Origin of the sequence: Devosia enhydra (genome assembly GCF_900119845.1) — a bacterium.
GTDB lineage: Bacteria > Pseudomonadota > Alphaproteobacteria > Rhizobiales > Devosiaceae > FPKU01.
The window spans coordinates 423208-442071 of sequence record NZ_FPKU01000001.1 but is presented as its reverse complement, the minus strand read 5'-3'; the positions used below and the strand labels follow the sequence as shown (position 1 = coordinate 442071).

The window sequence follows — 18864 nt, the reverse complement described above, 5'->3', positions numbered from 1 at the left end:
CGGTCAAGCAGCTTTGATGGCCCAGGAGCGTCCTTGGACAAGGACACATCCAGCCAAAGGCCGCGTTTGCGGCACAAATAAGAAAATGCCGGCGCAGGGGCCGGCATTCATCTTCCCGATGTTGCAGGGGCGCAACAGGTTGACGCGCAGCGAGGTCAGCGCGTGGCCCGGCCCTACCCCAGACGCTGCTTGAGCGATGACAATACGGCGTCAAAGTCAGCGTTTGGAATCCGCGACAGGTGTCGGCATCCTACAACCGCCGGATGGTTCGCGAGATGCTCCCTAGCCTCATTGCCGTGTGCCAAAATCACCTTTGGTCGGCACAACGGCAGGAAAGTATCGAAAGGCCTTGTCACCGGCTTCGGCATGTCCGCTTGCCGTTTAGAAGGCCGTGAGTCGATGTTGCAGATCAAAAACCTACTGGAGGGAAAGGCAGAGGCAATTTTTTCAGCCTTCCTCCTGGTCCGGCTCGCTTCACCGTCTTCCCGGCTGGCCAAGTACTCAGGGCGCCATACCGCTTCTTGAAATCCGTAGCCCTGCCTCCAGAATCGCCACCAATCGCCCGGAACATCCGTCGCCGGGTTATACCCCACGATGAACACGTCACAGTCCAGCGGCGACCCCTCACAGACAAAAGGTCGCAAATTGGACGGGCGCCCGATGACCGCAGCTAGCTTGCTCTCGAACTGATTCAAATCCACTCGAATCTCCATGTCTGCCCCGTTGCAGCCGCAACCTCCTCAACCGCCTCCTGCGCTATCGGAGACACCCGGGCATGGTTATCAGAGCGGCGTAATCCGCCCTCGCTCACAAGGGCCATTCACCGTAGGACGCCCGGCGCTTTGCGACATAAGCCGGTCGATTGTTCAGGTTGAGAATGAGAGCCATCGCAGCGCTGGTGAAGGCGGCGCGGGCCGACCATTCCATGTTGCCGTTTGGCTTGGCTTGCATTCCCAATTGCCGACAGAGGTCGGACACCTTCTGGTCGGTAAAAGTCACATGGACGCCGTGCGCAAAGATGTTTCGCACCTTTGCGATGCGGCGCGCCTCCTTCCATTCCTTATCGCTTATGAGGCCCATAGTCTGCGCTATGGCTGCACGGGCGTCAGAAGTGGCCAATGGTGCGTTAAATCCCGTCAGGAGCTTCTCTGTGGCTTCGCCTTCAATCAAATAGGCGGACACAATCTTGTGCATGAGGCTATCGAGCATGGCGCCAGCCACCAGAGCTGCACCTCGTGGCGACTCTGCATTAATTTCGTCCAGAAACTTACCGAAATCGGCAAGGTGGGGGTGGGTGACCCCTATGGCTGCGTTGCTGGTTTTCATCTAAGGGCCAGTATCGCGACCCACAGGCCTGCAACCCCGATAATCGTTCCGATGAGCCATTGCCAGTGCGCGAGGTAGAAGGTGAACAGCACTCGGGCCACATTCGCGGTCCAATGTCTCTCGTAATACCAACCAAAAAAGAAAACTTCTGAAGCCGGTAGGTTGTCGTGCGGAATCATCTTCCCTTCGTACCAGTCCGAAATTCTTTGAAAGAGGGTTTTCCGTCTGTCTGCCATGGAGGGCTCCTAAGCTCAGAGCCCTTTATACAGCGGTGATGCGAAATCGTCCGGCTGGTTTTCAAACTACGAGGTCCAAAACGAAAGGGCGCCGAAGCGCCCGCAACTGTCCCGCAATGTGCCCGCCACGGGACGAAACCGGGTGCCTCCGTTTGCCCAGCGAGGCGATACGGCAGACGAAAAGCCCCGGGTTGCCCGCAGCTAAGCCCTTACAGCTTATACAAAATTTGATCGACCCAGAAGCGCTCGAGCCGGCCCAGCGCCTTGTTGAGCCCGTCAAAGGCTTCGGAATTGAGGCCGCCGACCTTTTCGATCGACTTGAGGTGGCGCTCATAGAGTTCGTCGATGACCTCGGCGACTTCCTCGCCCTTCGGGGTCAGCCGGATGCGGACCGACCGACGATCGGTGCGCGAGCGTTCCTGGAAGATATAGCCGGTCTCGACCAGCTTCTTGAGATTATACGAGACGTTCGAGCCGAGGTAATAGCCGCGCGAGCGCAGTTCGCCGGCGGTCATCTCGGCATCGCCGATGTTGAACATCAGCAGCGCCTGCACGGGGTTGATGTCGTCCCAACCCATGCGGTCGAACTCGTCCTTGATCAGGTCGAGCAGGCGGCGGTGCAGGCGCTCGACGCGGCTGACGGCTTCGAGATAGAGCGGCTTGAGGCTCTGCGCCTCGCTGCCTTCGAGAGCCGGGTTGATGACCTCGGCGGCGTTGGACTTGATTGCCATGGGTAGCCTCGCTGTTGTGGTCGTCAGCGCGATTGTCTCGCGTCTCATGGGGCCAAACTACAAGCGTCGGCATAAGATCGCCTTAAGCCGCACACTTAAGACGATCTTACTGAAAAAGTTCGGGAAATTGGCTTTATGATTGGTTAGCGCGAGCAGGACTTTTCTAACCATTCCGGCCCCCGGGCCACCTCAGTCCTGGTTGCGGTCGCGCCCAAGCTTGAAGGTCAGGAGCACGATGACGAGGATCGAGACCAAGAGGATGACCCGCACGGCGAAGCCGATTGCCGACATCTGCACGTCGCGACTGCCAGCCAGATAAAGGCCCAGTTCAAGCCCCGTGGAGCCGACCAGCAGCACGGCGCCCCAACTGGCTTTGATCCACAATCCCACGGCGGAAAAGAGCCGAGCGACGCAGAAGATCGCGAGATAGGTGAACCCGGTCGGCCCCAGCAGGGTCAGCGGGCTTTGGTCACCCGAGGCCACGCCTAGAAGCCTCCAGGCATCGGCCAATCCCAGCATCAGGGCGATCAGCGCCACGACGCGGATGTAATGGCCGGTCATTTCGCTCTTGAAGTCCATTTCCGCCCTGGCTCCGGGTTGCTGCCGGCTGGTCTAGCCGCTCCCATGGCCTGCGACAAGCGCCCGGCTTTGCCGCTGCGGGTGCGGCTGATAGAAGGCACTCCAGCAAGCATGCGGTGGAGAGACGGTATGGCCTGGGTGCGGCACGATTTGGATTTTCTCGGCGGACACCGGCTGCGGCGCACGCGCCAGTTCGGCTGGAGCCGAGCCATGGTGCGGGAGACGACGCTCACGCCGGCCAATCTGATCTGGCCCCTCTTCGTGATCGACGGCACGGCGACCCGCCAGCCTGTGGCCTCCATGCCGGGCGTCGACCGGCTGACCATCGACATGGCTGTCGAGGCGGCAAAGGCCGCAGCCGCCGAGGGCATTCCGGCCCTTGCGCTATTTCCCTATACCGACCCCTCCCGGCGCAGCGAGGGCGGCGAAGAAGCGCTCAATCCCGACAATCTGGTCTGCCGCGCCCTCTCGGAGATCAAATCGGCCGTGCCCGAGATCGGCCTCATCGCCGATGTCGCGCTCGACCCCTATACCAGCCACGGACATGACGGCGTCATGGAGGGTGAGATCATCCTCAATGACGAGACGGTCGAGGTGCTGGTTGGCCAGGCACTCGTTCAGGCAAAGGCCGGCTGCGATATCGTCGCGCCCTCCGACATGATGGACGGACGCATCGGTGCCATCCGTCGCGCGCTTGATTCGGAGGGGCTCGAGCAGACCATGGTGATGGCCTATGCTGCCAAATACGCATCGGCATTTTACGGGCCTTTCCGCGAAGCGGTAGGCTCGGGCGGGCGTCTCAAGGGCGACAAGCGCACCTATCAGATGGATTATGCCAATACCGAAGAAGCCCTGCGCGAGGTGGAGCAGGACATCGCCGAGGGCGCCGACATGGTCATGGTCAAGCCCGGCATGCCCTATCTCGATATCATCCGCCGCGTGGCCGATGGCTTTTCGGTGCCGGTCTTCGCCTATCAGGTGTCGGGCGAGTACGCGATGATCACGGCTGCTGGAAACAGCGGGGTCATCGATCGCGAGGCTGCAATGATGGAAAGCCTCTACGCCTTCCGCCGTGCCGGGGCCCGCGGCATCTTGAGTTATTTCGCGCTCGAGGCTGCGCGCAAGCTCAATGGCTGAAGCCCAGGGTTAGCGGCAATTTTGCGCTTACATCTTGCGGGGATGGGCAAGGGTCACGATCTTAAGGGCATCGCATTGGAAAGGACTTCGATGAGCCAAAACCTGCCCGACCCTTCGACCGCCCCTGAACTCTTCGATGGCGTATTGCAGCGGCGGATGGTGGCCTATGTCATTGATTTCGTGTTCCTACTGCTGATCGCCATCATCATCGCCTTTGTCGGGCTGATTGCCGGCTTCCTGACGCTGGGACTGGGTTGGGTCGCCATCCCGATCGTCGCGCCGATCGCGGTGCTGGGCTATTACGCGGCGACGCTCGGGTCTCACCGTCGTGCGACGCCCGGCATGCAGGCGATGGACATCATCCTGACCCCGACACGCGGCGCGCCGCTCGATGGTTGGCGCATCCTCATCCACCCGCTGCTCTTCTGGATCACGGTGTGGATCAGCTGGCCGCTGTCGCTCGTATTCGCGCTGTTCACCCCGCGTCAGCAGATGGTGCACGATCTGATTGCAGGGACCCTCATGGTGCGGCGCTCGCCGATGGAGCGGCATTGGGGCAGCCTGCGCGCCAGCGCATGAGGCCAGGACGCCAAGACGTGACCGTCGGGGTAAACGGGCACAGGTTGCCCTTGGCGATGGGGCCAGCTAGTCTGGCTCCATCGATGTCACTGGGTCACCGATGACGGACCATACGCCGGAAAGCACGCAGCTGTTCCTGACCGCTGCCATGCCCTGCCCCTATCTGCCGGATCGGCAGGAGCGAAAGCTCTTTACCCATCTGACGGGCAAGCGCGCGACATCGCTGCACCACCTCCTCTCCGACAATGGCTTTCGGCGCAGCCAGAACCTGATCTACAGGCCGGCCTGCGACGGCTGCACGGCCTGCCAGTCGGTGCGGATCGTTGCAGGAGAATTTGCGCTGTCGCCGCGGTTCCGGCGGGTGCTCAAGCGCAATGCGGACATTTCGGTGGAAGTCTGCCAGCCGCGCGCCACCCCTGAGCAATATGCGCTCTTCAAGCGCTACCTCGCCCAGCGCCATGCCGGCGGTGGCATGACGCAGATGTCTTTCGTGGACTACGAATACATGATCGAGGACACCCCCGTGCAGACGGTGGTGGTTCAGTATCGTCTCACCAGCGAACCGGGCTCGCCGCTGGTCGCCGTTGCGCTCACCGATGTGATGCCTGACGGCCTGTCGATGGTCTACAGCTTCTACGACACCACCCTGGCGCAGAGGGGGTTGGGCAACCTCCTCATACTCGACCATATCAACCAGGTGCGGATGGCAGGGCTGAGCTATGTCTATCTCGGCTACTGGGTCAAAGATTCGCCGAAAATGGCTTACAAGGGCCTCTATCGCCCGCTGGAAATCCAGAGAGGACCTCTTGGCTGGCGCCGCTTCGACTGACCGCCAGCGCCCAAGGGCCTCCTCATGATCCGCCGCCTGCTCTCCCTCGCCGTAGGCCTTGGCGCCATTGCGATCGCCGGTCTCGCCTTGCTGGCCTTGCTCGGCTTTGCCAGTCCCGTCCTTGACCTTCTCAACCACCTGCAACTGCTGCTGTTCGGCGGCGCCATCGTCACGACGGCCATCGCGATCCTGCTGCTGCCGCGCACGTTGTGGCGCCGCATCGCCATTACCTGCGGCACCGTCGGTTTTGTCGCGTCATCGCTGGTGGTCCTGCCGGAGATGATCAGCGGGCTTGCCCCGAAAGACGCGCTGCCCGATCACGGCCGTCGCGTCGTGCGGCTCATGACCCATAACCTCTTCGGCCTCAACTACGACATGGAGCTCGTGACAAGCGTCATTGCCGCGGAAAACCCCGACATCATTGCCCTGCAGGAATATTTTGGCGGACAGGCCAGCGAACTCCACCCGCTGATCTCGGGCCGCTACCCCTATTATGCCCGCTGCAAGGGCGGCAAGCGGGCCAATATCGGGCTCTATTCGCGCTTCCCCTTCACCGAGAGCATGAGCGCCGGCGCCTGCCCCGAAGATGCCTATGGCACGCAGCGCACGGCGAATATCATCGCCGACTTCACCCTCGAGGACGGGCAGCGCTTTGCCGTAGTCACGACCCATCTCGATTGGCCGGTCCCCATCGAGCGGCAGCGCAGCGAGTTACGCGAGCTTAGCGAAGCCATCGCCGCTATCGAGGAGCCGCTGATCCTCGTGGGCGATTTCAACTCGACCCCCTGGTCCTACACGCTCCGCGGCTTTGAAGCCGAAGCAGGGCTGACCCGGCACACCCGCAACCTCGTGACCTTCCCGATGGTGTGGTATTATCTGGGCGATTGGCGGCCGCTAGTGCCCATCCTGCCGCTCGATCACGCGATGACGCGTGGCACCATCCGGGTGCATGCCGTGCGCGCGGGGGCCCGAACGGGCAGCGACCACCTGCCCGTGATCATCGATTTTTCTCTCCCGCAATCTTAGAGCTTTGCCGCGTTTCCGTAAGGCGAACCGGTATCCACTTCGCCTGGAAACACTTTAACCGCTGAAGCGGTTGGAGCGGGGGAAGCCGCTGGGCGGCTGCCGTCCGGCCTGGGCGCGGTCGCCCTGCCACTCGGCGAGCTCAGCCAGTGGGCGGGTGAAGCTGCGGCCAGAGCTGTCGGACCAAGTGAGACCGGCCTCCGAGGAGAACGTCTTGAGGTCGGAAATGCCGCCATCCTTATAGCGCTGCAGGCGCACGCCCTTGCCGCGTGTCATGGCGGGCACTTGATGGAGCGGAAACACCACCATCTTGCGGTTCTGCCCGATGGCGGCAACCATGTCGCCCTCCACAGGCACGATCAGCTTGGCCTCGTCGGGCGCGGCGACGTTGAGCACCTGCTTGCCCTTGCGGGTATTGGCGACAAGGTCCTCATCAGCGACGACGAAGCCATTTCCACCGCTCGAGACGATGATGCGCTTCTGGCCCGGCCGGAACGCGAAGAGGCTGACGACGTCCTGCCCCTCCTCCATGTCGACCATGAGACGCAGCGGTTCGCCCTGGCTCCGCCCTCCTGGCAGGCGATCGCCCGAGAGCGTGAAGACCTTGCCACCCGTCGACAGCACGAGAAGCTTGTCGGTCGTCTCGGCCTTGACCATCAGCTTGAGGCGGTCGCCAGCCTTGAAGCTCTTGTCGTCGACTTCGGCCACATGCCCCTTCACCGCACGGATCCAGCCCTTTTCGGAGAGGACGACGGTGATGGGCTCGCGCTCGATGAGAGCGGTCGTGACCTCCGCGTGAGTGGCTTCGGGCGCGTTGGCGAAGGCGGTGCGCCGTGCTCCGATGGGATGCGGAGCGCCTGACTTGTCGGTCTCGGGATAGGCTTCGCGAAGGGCCGTGACCTGGCGCGCGATCTCGCCCCACTGCCGCTTGTCGGATGCCAGCAGCCCCTCGAGATGCGTCTTTTCCTCCGAAAGCTGCTTGTGCTCCTGGCGAAGCTCCATCTCCTCGAGCTTGCGCAGCGATCGCAGCCGCATGTTGAGGATCGCCTCGGCCTGGGCATCGGTGAGCGAGAAGGTGCGCATCAGCTCGGCCTTGGGCTCATCCTCCTCGCGGATGATGCGGATCACCTCGTCGAGGTTGAGATAGGCGACGATGTAACCTTCGAGCACCTCGAGCCGCCGGGCGATCTGGTCGAGCCGGTGCTGGGTGCGCCGCAGCAGCACCTCCTTGCGATGCGCGAGCCAGGCGCGCAGCACATCCGCCAACCCCATGACGCGGGGCACCATGCCGCGATCGAGCACGTTCATGTTGAGGGGGAAGCGGATTTCGAGATCGGTGAGGCGGAACAGCTGCTCCATCAGGATCACCGCATCGACCGTGCCGGCCCGCGGCTCGAGCACGAGGCGCACATCGTCGGCGCTTTCGTCGCGCACGTCCTTGAGCAGCGGCAGCTTCTTGGCGAGCAGCAACTCAGCGATTTTCTCGACCAGCCGGCTTTTCTGCACGCCATAGGGCATCTGCGTCACGACGATCTGATAGACGCCCCTGCCCTTCTCCTCGCGCTCCCAGACCGCCCGCAGGCGGAACGAGCCGCGGCCCGTCTCATAGGCATTGGCTATGGTGGCAGGGTCATCCACCAGGACGCCACCGGTCGGAAAATCGGGGCCCTTCACGAACTGTACCAGATCGCGCGAGGTCGCAGCCGGGTCGACCTTGATGATGTGCAGGGCCGCGTCGCAGAGTTCGGCCACGTTATGTGGCGGGATCGAGGTGGCCATGCCCACGGCGATGCCGGTTGACCCGTTGGCCAGCAGATTGGGGAAATTGGCGGGGAGCACCACCGGCTCCTCGTCTTCCCCGTCATAGGTTTCCTTGAAATCGATGGCGTTCTCGGCCATGCCCTCCATGAGACGCACGGCGACATCGGTCATCCGGCTTTCGGTGTAGCGCATTGCGGCAGGCGAATCGCCGTCGATGTTGCCGAAATTGCCCTGCCCGTCGACGAGCGGATAGCGCAGCGCGAAATCCTGAGCGAGGCGCACGAGCGCGTCATAGATCGACTGGTCACCATGGGGATGGAACTTGCCGATAACGTCGCCGACGATGCGAGCGGACTTCTTGTAGCCCTGGTCGGGATCGAGCCGCAAAAGCCGCATGGCGTGCAGGATACGGCGGTGCACGGGCTTGAGCCCGTCGCGCGCATCGGGCAGCGCGCGCTGCGTGATGGTCGAGAGCGCGTAGGAGAGATACCGCTCCTCGAGCGCCTGCTTGAGGTCGACGATCCGGGTGTCATCGCCTTCGGGCGGCTTGGTATCGGCGTCAGACATGGGCGGCACCGGGAACTGGGGCGGTCTTGCGAATCATTGCGGCACTATAGCGGGTGACGGCAGGCCGGGAGGCGCGGCATCGGCGCATAACATGCCGATGAGCAGGTCGCGCGTCGGGGGCGGATCAACCGGACGGGCGCTCCACACATGCCGATCAAGGAAATAGCCGGTCAGCGCGAAGGCCGCCGCTATATCGCCCGGCTCGACTTTTGCGTCCGAAACAAGGAATGGCGGCAGCGGGAAGAGCCTGTCGAGATAAGGCGCGGCCGCCTCTCGGCAGACGGCCCGGCCACTGCGCGGCGAAACATGGGTCAGATCGTTGGTCGTGCCGGTCGCTGCGCAGGTTTCGAGATCGAGCCCGAAGCCGAGTTCGTCGAGCAGGTTCAGCTCATAGCGAGCCAGTGCCGGCCCGAGGGTTGCCGCGCTGCGCTCGTCCTCGAGAATATCGACCGATCGGGCCAGCAGGCGATCATGCGGATCACGCTCGGGCAGAAGCCGCAGGTGTTCGCAGAGCAGTTGCGCGGTGTAGAGCCGCAGGCGATCGACGATGAGGGTCGCGGCACGGGCATCGAGCAGTTCGACGCTGTAGGTGCCCAGATGATCCTCGATGCGCGCGCGCCAGACGAGTTGCACCGTATTGCCCGGCTGGAGCGCTGCCGCGAGCTTGCGCGAGCGGCCGCCGCGCACCAGGCCCAGATGCCGGCCACGACCGGCGACCATGGCCTCGAGAATGACGCTGCTCTCGCCATGGCGGCGCACGCCGATGATCAGGCCGTCAGCAGTCCATTCCATCACGCCGATCCGCAGGGCTCAGCAGAGCCAGCCGCTCACTTCTTGCCATGGGGAAATTCCAGGCCCATCTCCCGATACCGCTCGGGATCGTCGCCCCATTTTTCACGCACCTTCACGAAAATGAAGAGGTGAACGGGCGTTTCGAAGATCTCCATCAGCTCGCGCCGGGATTCGGCCCCTATGGCCTTCACCGTCTGCCCGCCCGCACCCAGCACGATCTTCTTGTGGCCATCGCGGGTCACATAGATCACCTGGTCTATGCGGTAGGAGCCATCCTTCTGCACGGTGAAGCGCTCGGTTTCGACCGTGACATTGTAGGGAATCTCGTCATGCACGCGCAGGAACAGCTTTTCGCGCGTCACCTCGGCCGCCGTCAGCGCCAGTGTCAGGTCCGTCAGCTGATCTTCAGGAAAGTGCCACGGTCCGGGCGGTATGGCGCCGGCGGCCCAGTCGAGGAAATCCTGCACCCCATGCCCGCGCGCCGCGGAAATCATGAAGGTGCGTTCGAAGCGCAGCTTGCTGTTGATCGTCTCGGAGAGCTTCAGAAGCGACTCCGCCTTGACCAGGTCGATCTTGTTGAGAACGAGGATGCGCGGCTGCCGGATGGCCTCGAGCCCCTCGAGCAGCGCCTCGATTTCCTCGGTCACCCCGCGTTCGGCATCGACGATGAGCGCGACGAGGTCCGCATCCCCTGCCCCGGTCCAGGCGGCATCCACCATGGCGCGGTCGAGCCGTCGCTTGGGCGCGAAGATGCCCGGCGTATCGATGAACACCATCTGCGCCGCGCTGGTCGTCACGACGCCGCGGATCTGCGCGCGCGTCGTCTGCGCCTTGTGGGTGACGATCGAGACCTTGGTGCCGACCAGCGAATTGAGCAGCGTCGACTTGCCGGCATTGGGCGCACCGACGAGCGCGATGAAGCCGCAGCGCATCGGCTGGTCGGAGGTGATGGTTTCAGGCGTTTCCGTCATAGCGATCCCTGCCAGACCTTCTCGCGGATGAGAAAGCGTTCGGCAGCCTTGTGCTCGGCCAGTTTCTTGGAGGCGCCGATGGCGCTCATCGGCGCAAAGGTGCCAACCGAAACGGCAATCGTGAATTCGGGGGCGTGGTCGGGCCCGGTCCGGTCGACTTCGGAATAGACCGGCGGTTCGAGGCCTCGTGCCTGCGCCCATTCCTGCAACGTAGTCTTGGCGTCGGCGCGGTCGGTTCCCGCCAGTTCGATATGGGGACCAAACAGCCGCTCTATGAGATCGAAGGCCTGGCCCAGCCCGCCATCGCAATAGATGGCTCCGATGACGGCCTCCGCCACATCGCCCAGAATGGCGTCCTTTTCGGCTCCCCCCGTGCGCGCCTCGGCTTCGCCCATGATGATGGCCGAACCCAGATCGACCTCGCGGGCGATCGCGGCGCAGGTCTCCTTGCGCACCAGGGCGTTGAGCGAGCGGCTGAGTTCGCCCTCATTGGCCTTGGGAAAGCGGCGGTAGAGCATCTCGGCCACCACGAGCCCCAGAACCCGGTCGCCCAGGAATTCGAGCCGCTGGTAGGAGCGTTGCACCCGCTTGGATGGAGAGATGGCGCTCGAATGGGTCAGCGCACGTTCGAGAAGCTCGCGATCAGCGAATTTGTAGCCGATGCGAGCTTCGATATCGTTCCGTGCGCCGCCCTTTCGGCTCATTGATAAACCGACCGGAACATGCGGTCCCAGCGGACATTGGCGGGCCACTCCCAGATCTTCCAGGGCGCGATGTTGTCCTGGATCGAGAAGAAGCGCGCTTCGGCCTTGCCGATGAGATTGTCGCCCGAGACGTAACCCACCGCCGAGAGCACGCGGCTATCCTGCGAGCGGTCGCGATTGTCGCCCATCATGAAGAAGTGGCCGGCCGGAACGAGATATTCAGCCGTGTTGTCCAGCGGCCCATTGTCGGAAATTTCCTGGATAAGGTAGCTCACGCCATTGGGCAGTGTTTCGCGATAGACGGTGACCGGAATGGTCTGGCTGAAGCTGTCGGTGTCCTGCGCGGTCCCGACCTGCTCACGTTCCACCGGCATGCCGTTGATATGCAGGATGCCGCCCCGCACCTGGATGCGATCGCCCGGCAGGCCGACGACACGCTTGATGTAGTCCTCATTGCTGATTTCGTTGCGGAATACCGCAACGTCGCCGCGATTGGGGTCGTTGGCCATGATGCGGCCATTGAACGGCAGCGGGATGGGGAAAGCGTATTTGCCGTAACCCCAGGTGAATTTCGAGGCCACGAAATAATCCCCGATCATCAGCGTCTGCTGCATCGAGGCGGTCGGGATGGAGAATGGCTGATAGAGGAACGTGCGGAAGACCAGCGCGATCAGCAGCGCCTCGATAATCACCACGATGGTGTCGCGCAACTCGTTCTTGTCGGCCTTCTTGTCGGCTTTCGACATGGGCTCGTTCATTCCTGTGCCTGGGTTGCGCGCATATGCGGGCTGCGCCGCTGTGGTTAAGGGAGCGACGCCGGCCGGTCAACCGGAAGCGCTTCGATGATGACGAAAGCCTGCGCCATGCCGGCATCGTCGGTGATGGTGAGATGGATATGCGCCTCATGCCCCTGGGGCACAAGAGCCGCAAGCGCCCGCGCCGCGCCATTTGTCAGCTTCATCGTGGGTTTGCCCGAGGGCAGGTTGACCACCCCGAGATCGCGCCAGAACACGCCGCGGCTCATGCCCGTGCCCAGCGCCTTGGCGCAGGCTTCCTTGGCCGCGAAACGCTTGGCGTAGGAGGCCGCCCTCTGCTTGCGGCCATCGGATTTGCGGCGCTCTGTCTCGGTAAAGCAGCGCTGCGTGAAGCGCTCCCCATAGCGCTCGAGCGTGCGTTCCACGCGCACGATCTCGCACAGATCATTACCCAGCCCGACGATCACGCGAGCCCCCGGCTGCCCGGCTTGACCGCCGGCAGTGCTGCAAGTTCCGGCGGCAGGGCATCTGCCGGATAGGCCGGCACCTTGAAACCCGTGAGCGCAACGAGCGGCACACCGATTTCCGCTTCGCCGTCCGAGCGATCGACGAGGCACGCTGCAGCCACCACCTCGGCACCCGTTCGGCGGATGCATTCGATGCATTCGCGGATCGAAAGGCCTGTCGAAACAATGTCCTCGACGACGATCACCTTCTCGCCCGGCGACAGCTCGAAGCCGCGGCGGACCTGGAACGTGCCATCCACCCTCTCGGTGTAGATGGCCGGCAGCCCCAGATGCCGCGCCGTCTCGTAGCCGGGGATGATCCCGCCCACGGCGGGCGAGACGACCTTGGAGACATTCGCATAGCCCGACTGCCGGATCTTGTCCGCGAGGGCGCGGCAGAGCGTTTCCGCCAAGGGCGGATGCATGAACACCTTGGCCTTCTGCAGGAAGACCGGCGACCTCAACCCGGACGAGAGGATGAAATGCCCCTCGAGGAGCGCACCGCACTGCCGGAAGACATCCAGTACCTCGTCGCGCGTCATGTCGTTTCGAACTCCCTGCTCGGTTGGGTCCAGTCGATCTTGGCCAGCAGCCGCGCCTCCGGCACGGTGCCACGCTGGACGCTCGACAGCCCCTGGGTCAATTTGAGGTTTGCTAGCACGTCGTTGAGCTGGGCCAAGTCGCGCACTTCGATCTCGAACACGAATTTGTGGAAATCGGGCGACGCCATCCGCATCACCATGTTGTGGATGTTGGCGTCGCAGGTCGCGATAGCTCCCGAAATCTGCGCCAGGGACCCCGGCCGGTTGACCGCGAGCATCGAGATGATGGCCTTGTGGTCGCGATCTTCGCGATCCCCGAGATCCCAGCGCACATCGAGCCAGGCGACATCGGAATCGTGGAGTTCCACCAGGGCATCCGAATGGATGGGATAGATCGTCAGCGGCCCCTCCGGTGTCAGGATGCCCACGAGCCGATCCCCCGGCACGACGCCCTCCGGGGAGATCGACACGGGCAGGCTGAAATCGAGCCGGCCCAGCGCCTCGCGCGCGCGCGGACCGGCGCTCTGCCCGCCTGGCACCCGGAAGCGGAAGAGGTCGACCGCACGCAGCGCGAACCAGCCTTCCGACTTGTCGGGGGCCGGCAGGTCGAGCTTCTTGTGCTTGCGCTTCCTGATGCCCTTGATCTGGGCCAGTTCGTCGGCAACCGCCTCTGAGGCGATGCGCCCCTCGCCCACCGCGATCATCAGGTCGCGGCGGCTTGGAAGGCCCAGCCGCTCGGCCAGTAGCTTGGCCTCACCCTCGTCGATCGAAACCCCATCCCGTTCGAGAACTGCGGACAGGACGTGCTCGCCAAGCGCAGCAGCGCGTTGCTGCGCCGCCTGCCGCACCGCCCGCCGTATGGCGGCCTTGGCTTTGCCGGTCGCTGCGATGTTTTCCCAGTTCGACGGTGGCCGGTGATTATGGTCGCGGATGATCTCGACCTCGTCGCCTGAGCGCAATTGCGTCACGAGCGGCATGGCGGCGCCGTTGATCTTTGCGCCGACGCAGGTATCGCCGATATCGGTATGAAGCGCATAGGCGAAATCGATTGGCGTAGCCCCACGCGGCAGCGCGATCAGCCGCCCGCGCGGCGAAAAGCAGAAGACCTGATCCTGGAAGAGCTCGAGCTTGGTGTTTTCGAGGAAGTCTTCCGACGTCGACCCGGTGGTCAGCTGCTCGATGGTGTTGCGCAGCCAGACAAAGGCGCGACTCTCGCTCTCGAGCCGGTGCAGGTCGCGCGTCGCGCCTTCCTTGTAGAGGGCATGCGCGGCGATGCCATATTCGGCGATCCGATGCATCTCCTCGGTGCGGATCTGCAATTCGGCCCGCTGTCGACCGACCCCCACGATGGTGGTGTGCAGCGAGCGATAGTCATTGTGCTTGGGAACCGAGATGTAGTCCTTGAACCGGCCCGGCACGACCTTCCAATTGGTGTGGACAACGCCGAGCGCGCCATAGCACTGGCCTATGGTCTTCACGATCACCCGAAAGCCGATCATGTCCGAAAGCTGCTCCAGCGCTATCGCCTTGCGCTCGATCTTGGCAAAGATCGACCATGGCGACTTGACCCGCGCGCTCACCGCCGCCTCGATCCCCTGCGATGCGAGTTTTTCGCGCAGCTCGCGGCTGATGGTGTCGATGGTTTCGGAGAACTCCTCGCGCATCGTCGCGAGCCTGTCGGTGATGGCGCGATAGTGCTCGGGCTGCAGCACGCGGAAGGACAGATCTTCGAGCTCGGAGCGCATATCCTGCATGCCCATGCGACCGGCGAGCGGCGCGTAGATCTCCATCGTCTCGTTGGCGATGCGCTTGCGCTTGTCGGCCGGCATGAAATCGAGCGTGCGCATGTTGTGCAGCCGATCCGCCAGCTTGACGAGCAGAACGCGGACATCGGCGGAGATCGCGAGCAACAGCTTGCGCAGGTTTTCGGCCTGCGCTTCCTCGCGGCTCATCAGGTTGAGCCGATCGATTTTGGTCAGGCCATCGACGATCGCGCCGATCTCCGGGCCGAACAACTGGTCGATCTCGGCCCGTGTGGCGTCGGTATCCTCGATGGTGTCGTGCAGGAGCCCGACTGCGATCGTGGCATCGTCGAGCTTGAGACCGGTGAGGATGGCGGCAACTTCGAGCGGGTGGGCGAAATAGGGATCGCCCGAGGCGCGCTTCTGGCTGCCATGCTTTTGCATCGCATAGACATAGGCGCGGTTCAGCAGCGCCTCATCCGCGTTGGGATTATAGGCCAGAACCCGCTCAACAAGCTCATACTGCCGCATCATGGCATTTGCCGCACGATCTGCTCGCGCTGCTCCGACAAGCCTGCTGGGGACCTTCCGGTGCGCGTGAAAAAGATGCTGTCGCACCAATTAAAAAAGGCGCCGGGCGAATGCCCGACGCCTGATGATATAGGCCAATCGGCCCAAGGATCAATCGTCGCGACGCTCCGGCGGTGCGAGGCTTTCGATGCCGCGCAGCAGTTCGTCCTCGCTCATGGTGTCGAAGGTATCGCCTTCGTCGCCATTGCCGGTATCGAGAAGCGGAGCCGCATGCTGCTCGGGCTCGTCCACCTCGACATATTTCTGCAGCGAGTGGATCAGGTCCTCGCGCAGATCCTCGGGCGAAATGGCGCCATCGCCGATCTCGCGCAGGGCCACGACGGGGTTCTTGTCATTGTCGCGCGAGACGGTGATCGAAGAGCCGGCCGAAATCATACGGGCACGATGAGCCGCCATCAGGACGAGTTCGAACCGGTTGTCGATCTTCTCAATGCAGTCTTCGACTGTGACGCGGGCCACGGACGTCTCCGGCGTTATTGGGGGTCAAGACCGCGCTCATACACGAGCAACCCAGCCGTTGCAAGCGCTGCGGCTCCTGCATGCCGTCGGCAATGCGCGGCAGGCGACAGCCAGAAGACCAAGGCATTCCATTCCGTCGTTGGACTTTGAGCCCGGCACTGCCCATGCTAATCGACATCATCCCCAGCGTCGGCGGATGCTGCACACGCTGGTGCAGCGACAGTTGCGCCAGGCAGGTAGGTATCAAGCGTCACGCCGGCTGACCGGCAAGGAGTAGAGCCATGTCGATCGATCCCCGGGAAAAAGTCGTCCTCTTCATCGATGGCGCCAATCTCTATGCCACCTCCAAGGCGATCGGCATTGACATCGACTATCGGCGGCTTCTGGCTGAATTCCAGAGCAAGTCCTATGTGCTACGTGCGCATTACTACACGGCACTTCTGGAAGATCAGGAATATTCGTCGATCCGGCCGCTCATCGACTGGCTCGACTATAATGGCTATACGGTGAGGACAAAGCCCGCCAAGGAATTCACTGACGCCTCTGGTCGCCGCAAGATCAAGGGCAATATGGACATCGAACTGTGCGTCGATGCCCTCGAGATGAGCGCTCACTACGACCACATGGTTCTCTTCTCGGGCGACGGAGACTTCACCGCGCTCGTTGCTGCACTGCAGCGTCGCGGGAAGCGCGTCACCGTGGTTTCGACGCTTTCAACCCCTACCCCGATGATCTCCGACGAACTGCGCCGCCAGGCGGACTTCTTCCTCGACGTGGCAGAACTGGCCAAGACCGTGGGGCGGACGCCCTCACCCGACCGGTACGCCCCAGCCGCGTCGACCGAGACCAACTGATTTCATGACAACGTCATTCATTCCGTGATCGATCCCCCGCTGGACTGCCCCCTCTGCCCGCGCCTCGTGGACTTTCGCCACGACAACCGCCGCACCTACCCCGAGTTTTTCAACGCACCCGTACCGGTCTGGGGCGATTCGGCGGCGCGGCTGCTGATCGTGGGGCTGGCACCGGGGCTCAAGGGCGCCAACCGCACGGGCCGGCCTTTCACCGGCGACTATGCCGGGGACCTGCTCTATGCCACGCTGCTGAAATTCGGGGCCGCGACAGGCACCTATCGCGCCGATCCCGATGACGGCATGACGCTCAACGGCGTCGCCATCGTCAACGCGGTCCGCTGCGTCCCCCCGCAGAACAAGCCGACCGGCGAGGAGATCAAGACCTGCCGGCGCTATCTGGGCGCGGCCATAGAGGCCGTACAGCCCAGAGGCTATCTCGTTCTGGGCCGCATCGCCCACGAGTCCCTTCTTGCCACGCTCGGCGAGAAGCGGAGCGCCTTTCCGTTCAAGCATGGGGCCAGCTATGCTCTGTCGGACGGCGCGAGCTTTCACGCCAGCTATCACTGCTCGCGCTACAACACCAATACCGGGGTTCTGACCACCGAGATGTTCGAGGATGTAGTCGGCCGGGCCCTTGCGGCGGTGCGCTGAGGCTCAGCCGTGCTTGAGGAGCCGGGCCTTCTCGCGGTTCCAGTCCCGCGCCTTCTCGGTCTCGCGCTTGTCGAAGCTTTTCTTGCCCTTGCCCAGGCCGATCAGCAGCTTGGCGATGCCACGATCATTGAAATAGAGCTTGAGCGGCACGATGGTGTTGCCGGCACGCGAGACTTCCTGGTCGAGCTTGGCCAGCTGCTTGCGCGAGACCAGCAGTTTGCGCGGCCGGCGCTCTTCATGGTTGAAGCGGTTGGCCTGCAGATATTCAGGAATATGCGCGTTGATCAGCCACAACTCCCCGCGTTCGGGAGAGGCGTAGGATTCGGCGATCTGCGCCCTGCCGCTGCGCAGCGACTTGACCTCGGTGCCGGTCAGCATGATGCCGGCTTCGAGGGTATCGATGATTTCGTAGTCGAACCGCGCACGCCGATTTTCCGCGACTATGCCGGTGGTTACGAGATCGGGCTTGTTGCTCTTCTGGGCCATGGCTCTTAGTTGGGGAGCAAACCGGCATGCGCAAGTGCACGGTCGATCGCGGCTTCCGTTTCCTTGCTCGCCGGCACCAGTGGCAGCCGGAATTCGTTCGCGCAAAGCCCCAGACGCGAGGCGGCATACTTCACGCCCTGCGGATTGGGCTCGAGAAACAGCGTCTTGTGCAAGGGCGTCAGGCGATCCTGCAGTTCGAGCGCGGCGATATAATTGCCCTGCTGGCAGGCATTCTGGAACTGCGCGCAGAGCGCTGGCGCGATGTTGGACGTGACCGAGATGCAGCCCTTGCCGCCATGGGCGTTGAAGCCGAGCGCGGTCATGTCTTCGCCAGAGAGCATGATGAAGTCATCGCCCAGCCGCTGACGCTGCAGCGACGCCCGCTCCATGCTCGCCGTGGCATCCTTGACGGCGATGACATTGGGGAACGCATCGCGCAGTCGGGCGATCGTATCGATCGACAGGTCGACGACAGTGCGGCCCGGAACGCTGTAGAGCACGATGGGCAGCGCCGTGGCGCGCGCAACGGCGGCAAAGTGCTGAAACAGGCCCTCCTGGTTGGGCTTGTTGTAATAGGGCACGACCGACAGCACCGCATCGGCCCCGACGCGCTCGGCAAAGCGCGCCAGTTCGACGGCCTCCTGCGTAGAATTCGAGCCGGCGCCCGCGACCACCGGAACGCGCCTTGCGGTGACCTCCACGCAGATCTCGATCAGCCGGCGATGCTCGTCATGGGTCACGGTCGGGCTTTCGCCTGTGGTGCCCACGGGCACGAGACCGTGCGACCCTTCGCGGATCTGCCAGTCGACAAATGCCGAGAAGGCTTTCTCATCCACTGCCCCGTTCGCAAATGGGGTGATGAGCGCCGTTATCGATCCTCTCAGCATTTCCGACTGCATCCCTTTTCGCCCGGCGGCCCTCTGCCGCATCGGGTTGGTCAAACTGTGGCCCTATCCCTATCATCGTCGGGCCACAAATCGGAACCATAGTTTTCAACATGAGCCGCTTCAAGCTCATGGCAACCCGGGCGGCCGGAAACCGTT

At 63.1% G+C, this 18864-nt stretch carries 22 protein-coding genes; 6 read left to right on the top strand and 16 right to left on the bottom strand.

The genetic code is table 11. The features are described from left to right. Positions 1-173: 173 nt before the first annotated feature. The 5 genes from BT183_RS20390 to BT183_RS02165 form a co-directional block, all read right to left on the bottom strand. Complete coding sequence (locus BT183_RS20390; RefSeq protein WP_143145620.1) at positions 174-701, bottom strand: hypothetical protein; 528 nt, start codon at positions 699-701, stop codon at positions 174-176. A 106-nt stretch (positions 702-807) separates the two neighbouring features. Then, positions 808-1326: a hypothetical protein gene (locus BT183_RS02180; RefSeq protein WP_072338767.1), complete on the bottom strand. Its 519-nt coding sequence runs from the start codon at positions 1324-1326 to the stop codon at positions 808-810. After that, positions 1323-1562, bottom strand: a complete 240-nt coding sequence (locus tag BT183_RS02175) for a hypothetical protein (protein WP_072338766.1) — start codon at positions 1560-1562, stop codon at positions 1323-1325. The genes BT183_RS02180 and BT183_RS02175 overlap by 4 nt, the downstream gene beginning before the upstream one ends. A 209-nt stretch (positions 1563-1771) precedes the next feature. Next, on the bottom strand, positions 1772-2293 hold the full coding sequence (gene ldtR, locus BT183_RS02170; protein ID WP_072338765.1) for a transcriptional regulator LdtR: 522 nt from the start codon (positions 2291-2293) through the stop codon (positions 1772-1774). A gap of 189 nt (positions 2294-2482) precedes the next feature. Further along, the gene (locus tag BT183_RS02165) at positions 2483-2872 is read right to left on the bottom strand and encodes a DUF6163 family protein (RefSeq protein ID WP_072338764.1); all 390 of its coding nucleotides are present in this window, start codon (positions 2870-2872) and stop codon (positions 2483-2485) included. A gap of 129 nt (positions 2873-3001) precedes the next feature. Between BT183_RS02165 and hemB the strand changes: the two genes are divergently transcribed. The 4 genes from hemB to BT183_RS02145 all read left to right on the top strand — a co-directional run bounded on the left by hemB (position 3002) and on the right by BT183_RS02145 (position 6443). After that, positions 3002-4009, top strand: coding sequence for a porphobilinogen synthase (gene hemB, locus BT183_RS02160; protein ID WP_084603192.1), 1008 nt, complete (start codon positions 3002-3004; stop codon positions 4007-4009). A gap of 90 nt (positions 4010-4099) precedes the next feature. Continuing rightward, positions 4100-4588 carry an RDD family protein gene (locus tag BT183_RS02155; RefSeq protein WP_072338763.1) on the top strand — a complete coding sequence of 163 codons (489 nt, stop codon included), beginning with the start codon at positions 4100-4102 and terminating at the stop codon, positions 4586-4588. Between the two features lie 100 nt (positions 4589-4688). Then, positions 4689-5417 carry an arginyltransferase gene (locus tag BT183_RS02150; RefSeq protein ID WP_072338762.1) on the top strand — a complete coding sequence of 243 codons (729 nt, stop codon included), beginning with the start codon at positions 4689-4691 and terminating at the stop codon, positions 5415-5417. Positions 5418-5441: 24 nt separating this feature from the next. Then, a complete protein-coding gene (locus BT183_RS02145; protein WP_072338761.1) occupies positions 5442-6443 on the top strand; it encodes an endonuclease/exonuclease/phosphatase family protein in 1002 nt (333 codons plus the stop codon). Between the two features lie 54 nt (positions 6444-6497). Here BT183_RS02145 and parC read toward each other — a convergent pair whose 3' ends face one another. From parC to rpoZ, 9 genes are all read right to left on the bottom strand, one after another. Continuing rightward, positions 6498-8768, bottom strand: a complete 2271-nt coding sequence (gene parC, locus BT183_RS02140) for a DNA topoisomerase IV subunit A (RefSeq protein WP_072338760.1) — start codon at positions 8766-8768, stop codon at positions 6498-6500. A 33-nt stretch (positions 8769-8801) separates the two neighbouring features. Beyond that, positions 8802-9560, bottom strand: coding sequence for a DNA repair protein RecO (gene recO / locus BT183_RS02135; RefSeq protein ID WP_072338759.1), 759 nt, complete (start codon positions 9558-9560; stop codon positions 8802-8804). Between the two features lie 35 nt (positions 9561-9595). Next, positions 9596-10531, bottom strand: coding sequence for a GTPase Era (gene era, locus BT183_RS02130; protein ID WP_072338758.1), 936 nt, complete (start codon positions 10529-10531; stop codon positions 9596-9598). Next, complete coding sequence (gene rnc, locus BT183_RS02125) at positions 10528-11235, bottom strand: ribonuclease III (RefSeq protein ID WP_072338757.1); 708 nt, start codon at positions 11233-11235, stop codon at positions 10528-10530. The genes era and rnc overlap by 4 nt, the downstream gene beginning before the upstream one ends. After that, on the bottom strand, positions 11232-11981 hold the full coding sequence (lepB, locus tag BT183_RS02120) for a signal peptidase I (protein ID WP_072341373.1): 750 nt from the start codon (positions 11979-11981) through the stop codon (positions 11232-11234). Before lepB ends, rnc begins: the two co-directional genes overlap by 4 nt. Before the next feature lie 56 nt (positions 11982-12037). Beyond that, a complete protein-coding gene (gene acpS / locus BT183_RS02115) occupies positions 12038-12457 on the bottom strand; it encodes a holo-ACP synthase (protein WP_072338756.1) in 420 nt (139 codons plus the stop codon). Further along, on the bottom strand, positions 12454-13038 hold the full coding sequence (gene pyrE, locus BT183_RS02110) for an orotate phosphoribosyltransferase (protein WP_072338755.1): 585 nt from the start codon (positions 13036-13038) through the stop codon (positions 12454-12456). Before pyrE ends, acpS begins: the two co-directional genes overlap by 4 nt. Then, on the bottom strand, positions 13035-15314 hold the full coding sequence (locus BT183_RS02105) for a RelA/SpoT family protein (RefSeq protein WP_072338754.1): 2280 nt from the start codon (positions 15312-15314) through the stop codon (positions 13035-13037). Before BT183_RS02105 ends, pyrE begins: the two co-directional genes overlap by 4 nt. A gap of 147 nt (positions 15315-15461) precedes the next feature. Then, entirely contained in the window at positions 15462-15830 is a 369-nt protein-coding gene (gene rpoZ / locus BT183_RS02100; RefSeq protein WP_072338753.1) for a DNA-directed RNA polymerase subunit omega, read from the bottom strand. Positions 15831-16111: 281 nt separating this feature from the next. Between rpoZ and BT183_RS02095 the strand changes: the two genes are divergently transcribed. After that, positions 16112-16684, top strand: coding sequence for a LabA-like NYN domain-containing protein (locus BT183_RS02095; protein ID WP_072338752.1), 573 nt, complete (start codon positions 16112-16114; stop codon positions 16682-16684). 15 nt (positions 16685-16699) lie between these two features. Further along, positions 16700-17335: a uracil-DNA glycosylase gene (locus BT183_RS02090; RefSeq protein WP_072338751.1), complete on the top strand. Its 636-nt coding sequence runs from the start codon at positions 16700-16702 to the stop codon at positions 17333-17335. Positions 17336-17338: 3 nt separating this feature from the next. On the opposite strand, the gene smpB is transcribed toward BT183_RS02090, so the two are convergent. Both smpB and dapA read right to left on the bottom strand, forming a co-directional pair. Continuing rightward, a complete protein-coding gene (smpB, locus tag BT183_RS02085) occupies positions 17339-17821 on the bottom strand; it encodes an SsrA-binding protein SmpB (protein ID WP_072338750.1) in 483 nt (160 codons plus the stop codon). A gap of 5 nt (positions 17822-17826) precedes the next feature. Beyond that, positions 17827-18708 (bottom strand): 4-hydroxy-tetrahydrodipicolinate synthase, encoded by an 882-nt coding sequence (dapA, locus tag BT183_RS02080; protein ID WP_072341370.1) that lies wholly within the window; start codon positions 18706-18708, stop codon positions 17827-17829. Positions 18709-18864 lie beyond the last annotated feature (156 nt).

Bases quoted from the DNA above. Each gene is read 5' to 3' on its own strand.
- BT183_RS02180 (WP_072338767.1), bottom strand. From the start codon at position 1,326: ATGAAAACCAGCAACGCAGCCATAGGGGTCACCCACCCCCACCTTGCC.
- BT183_RS02095 (WP_072338752.1), top strand. From the start codon at position 16,112: ATGTCGATCGATCCCCGGGAAAAAGTCGTCCTCTTCATCGATGGCGCC.
- BT183_RS02150 (WP_072338762.1), top strand. From the start codon at position 4,689: ATGACGGACCATACGCCGGAAAGCACGCAGCTGTTCCTGACCGCTGCC.
- BT183_RS02165 (WP_072338764.1), bottom strand. From the start codon at position 2,872: ATGGACTTCAAGAGCGAAATGACCGGCCATTACATCCGCGTCGTGGCG.
- pyrE (WP_072338755.1), bottom strand. From the start codon at position 13,038: ATGACGCGCGACGAGGTACTGGATGTCTTCCGGCAGTGCGGTGCGCTC.
- lepB (WP_072341373.1), bottom strand. From the start codon at position 11,981: ATGTCGAAAGCCGACAAGAAGGCCGACAAGAACGAGTTGCGCGACACC.
- hemB (WP_084603192.1), top strand. From the start codon at position 3,002: ATGGCCTGGGTGCGGCACGATTTGGATTTTCTCGGCGGACACCGGCTG.
- rnc (WP_072338757.1), bottom strand. From the start codon at position 11,235: ATGAGCCGAAAGGGCGGCGCACGGAACGATATCGAAGCTCGCATCGGC.
- ldtR (WP_072338765.1), bottom strand. From the start codon at position 2,293: ATGGCAATCAAGTCCAACGCCGCCGAGGTCATCAACCCGGCTCTCGAA.
- smpB (WP_072338750.1), bottom strand. From the start codon at position 17,821: ATGGCCCAGAAGAGCAACAAGCCCGATCTCGTAACCACCGGCATAGTC.
- BT183_RS02155 (WP_072338763.1), top strand. From the start codon at position 4,100: ATGAGCCAAAACCTGCCCGACCCTTCGACCGCCCCTGAACTCTTCGAT.
- dapA (WP_072341370.1), bottom strand. From the start codon at position 18,708: ATGCTGAGAGGATCGATAACGGCGCTCATCACCCCATTTGCGAACGGG.
- BT183_RS02175 (WP_072338766.1), bottom strand. From the start codon at position 1,562: ATGGCAGACAGACGGAAAACCCTCTTTCAAAGAATTTCGGACTGGTAC.
- recO (WP_072338759.1), bottom strand. From the start codon at position 9,560: ATGGAATGGACTGCTGACGGCCTGATCATCGGCGTGCGCCGCCATGGC.
- BT183_RS02105 (WP_072338754.1), bottom strand. From the start codon at position 15,314: ATGATGCGGCAGTATGAGCTTGTTGAGCGGGTTCTGGCCTATAATCCC.
- BT183_RS02145 (WP_072338761.1), top strand. From the start codon at position 5,442: ATGATCCGCCGCCTGCTCTCCCTCGCCGTAGGCCTTGGCGCCATTGCG.
- parC (WP_072338760.1), bottom strand. From the start codon at position 8,768: ATGTCTGACGCCGATACCAAGCCGCCCGAAGGCGATGACACCCGGATC.
- era (WP_072338758.1), bottom strand. From the start codon at position 10,531: ATGACGGAAACGCCTGAAACCATCACCTCCGACCAGCCGATGCGCTGC.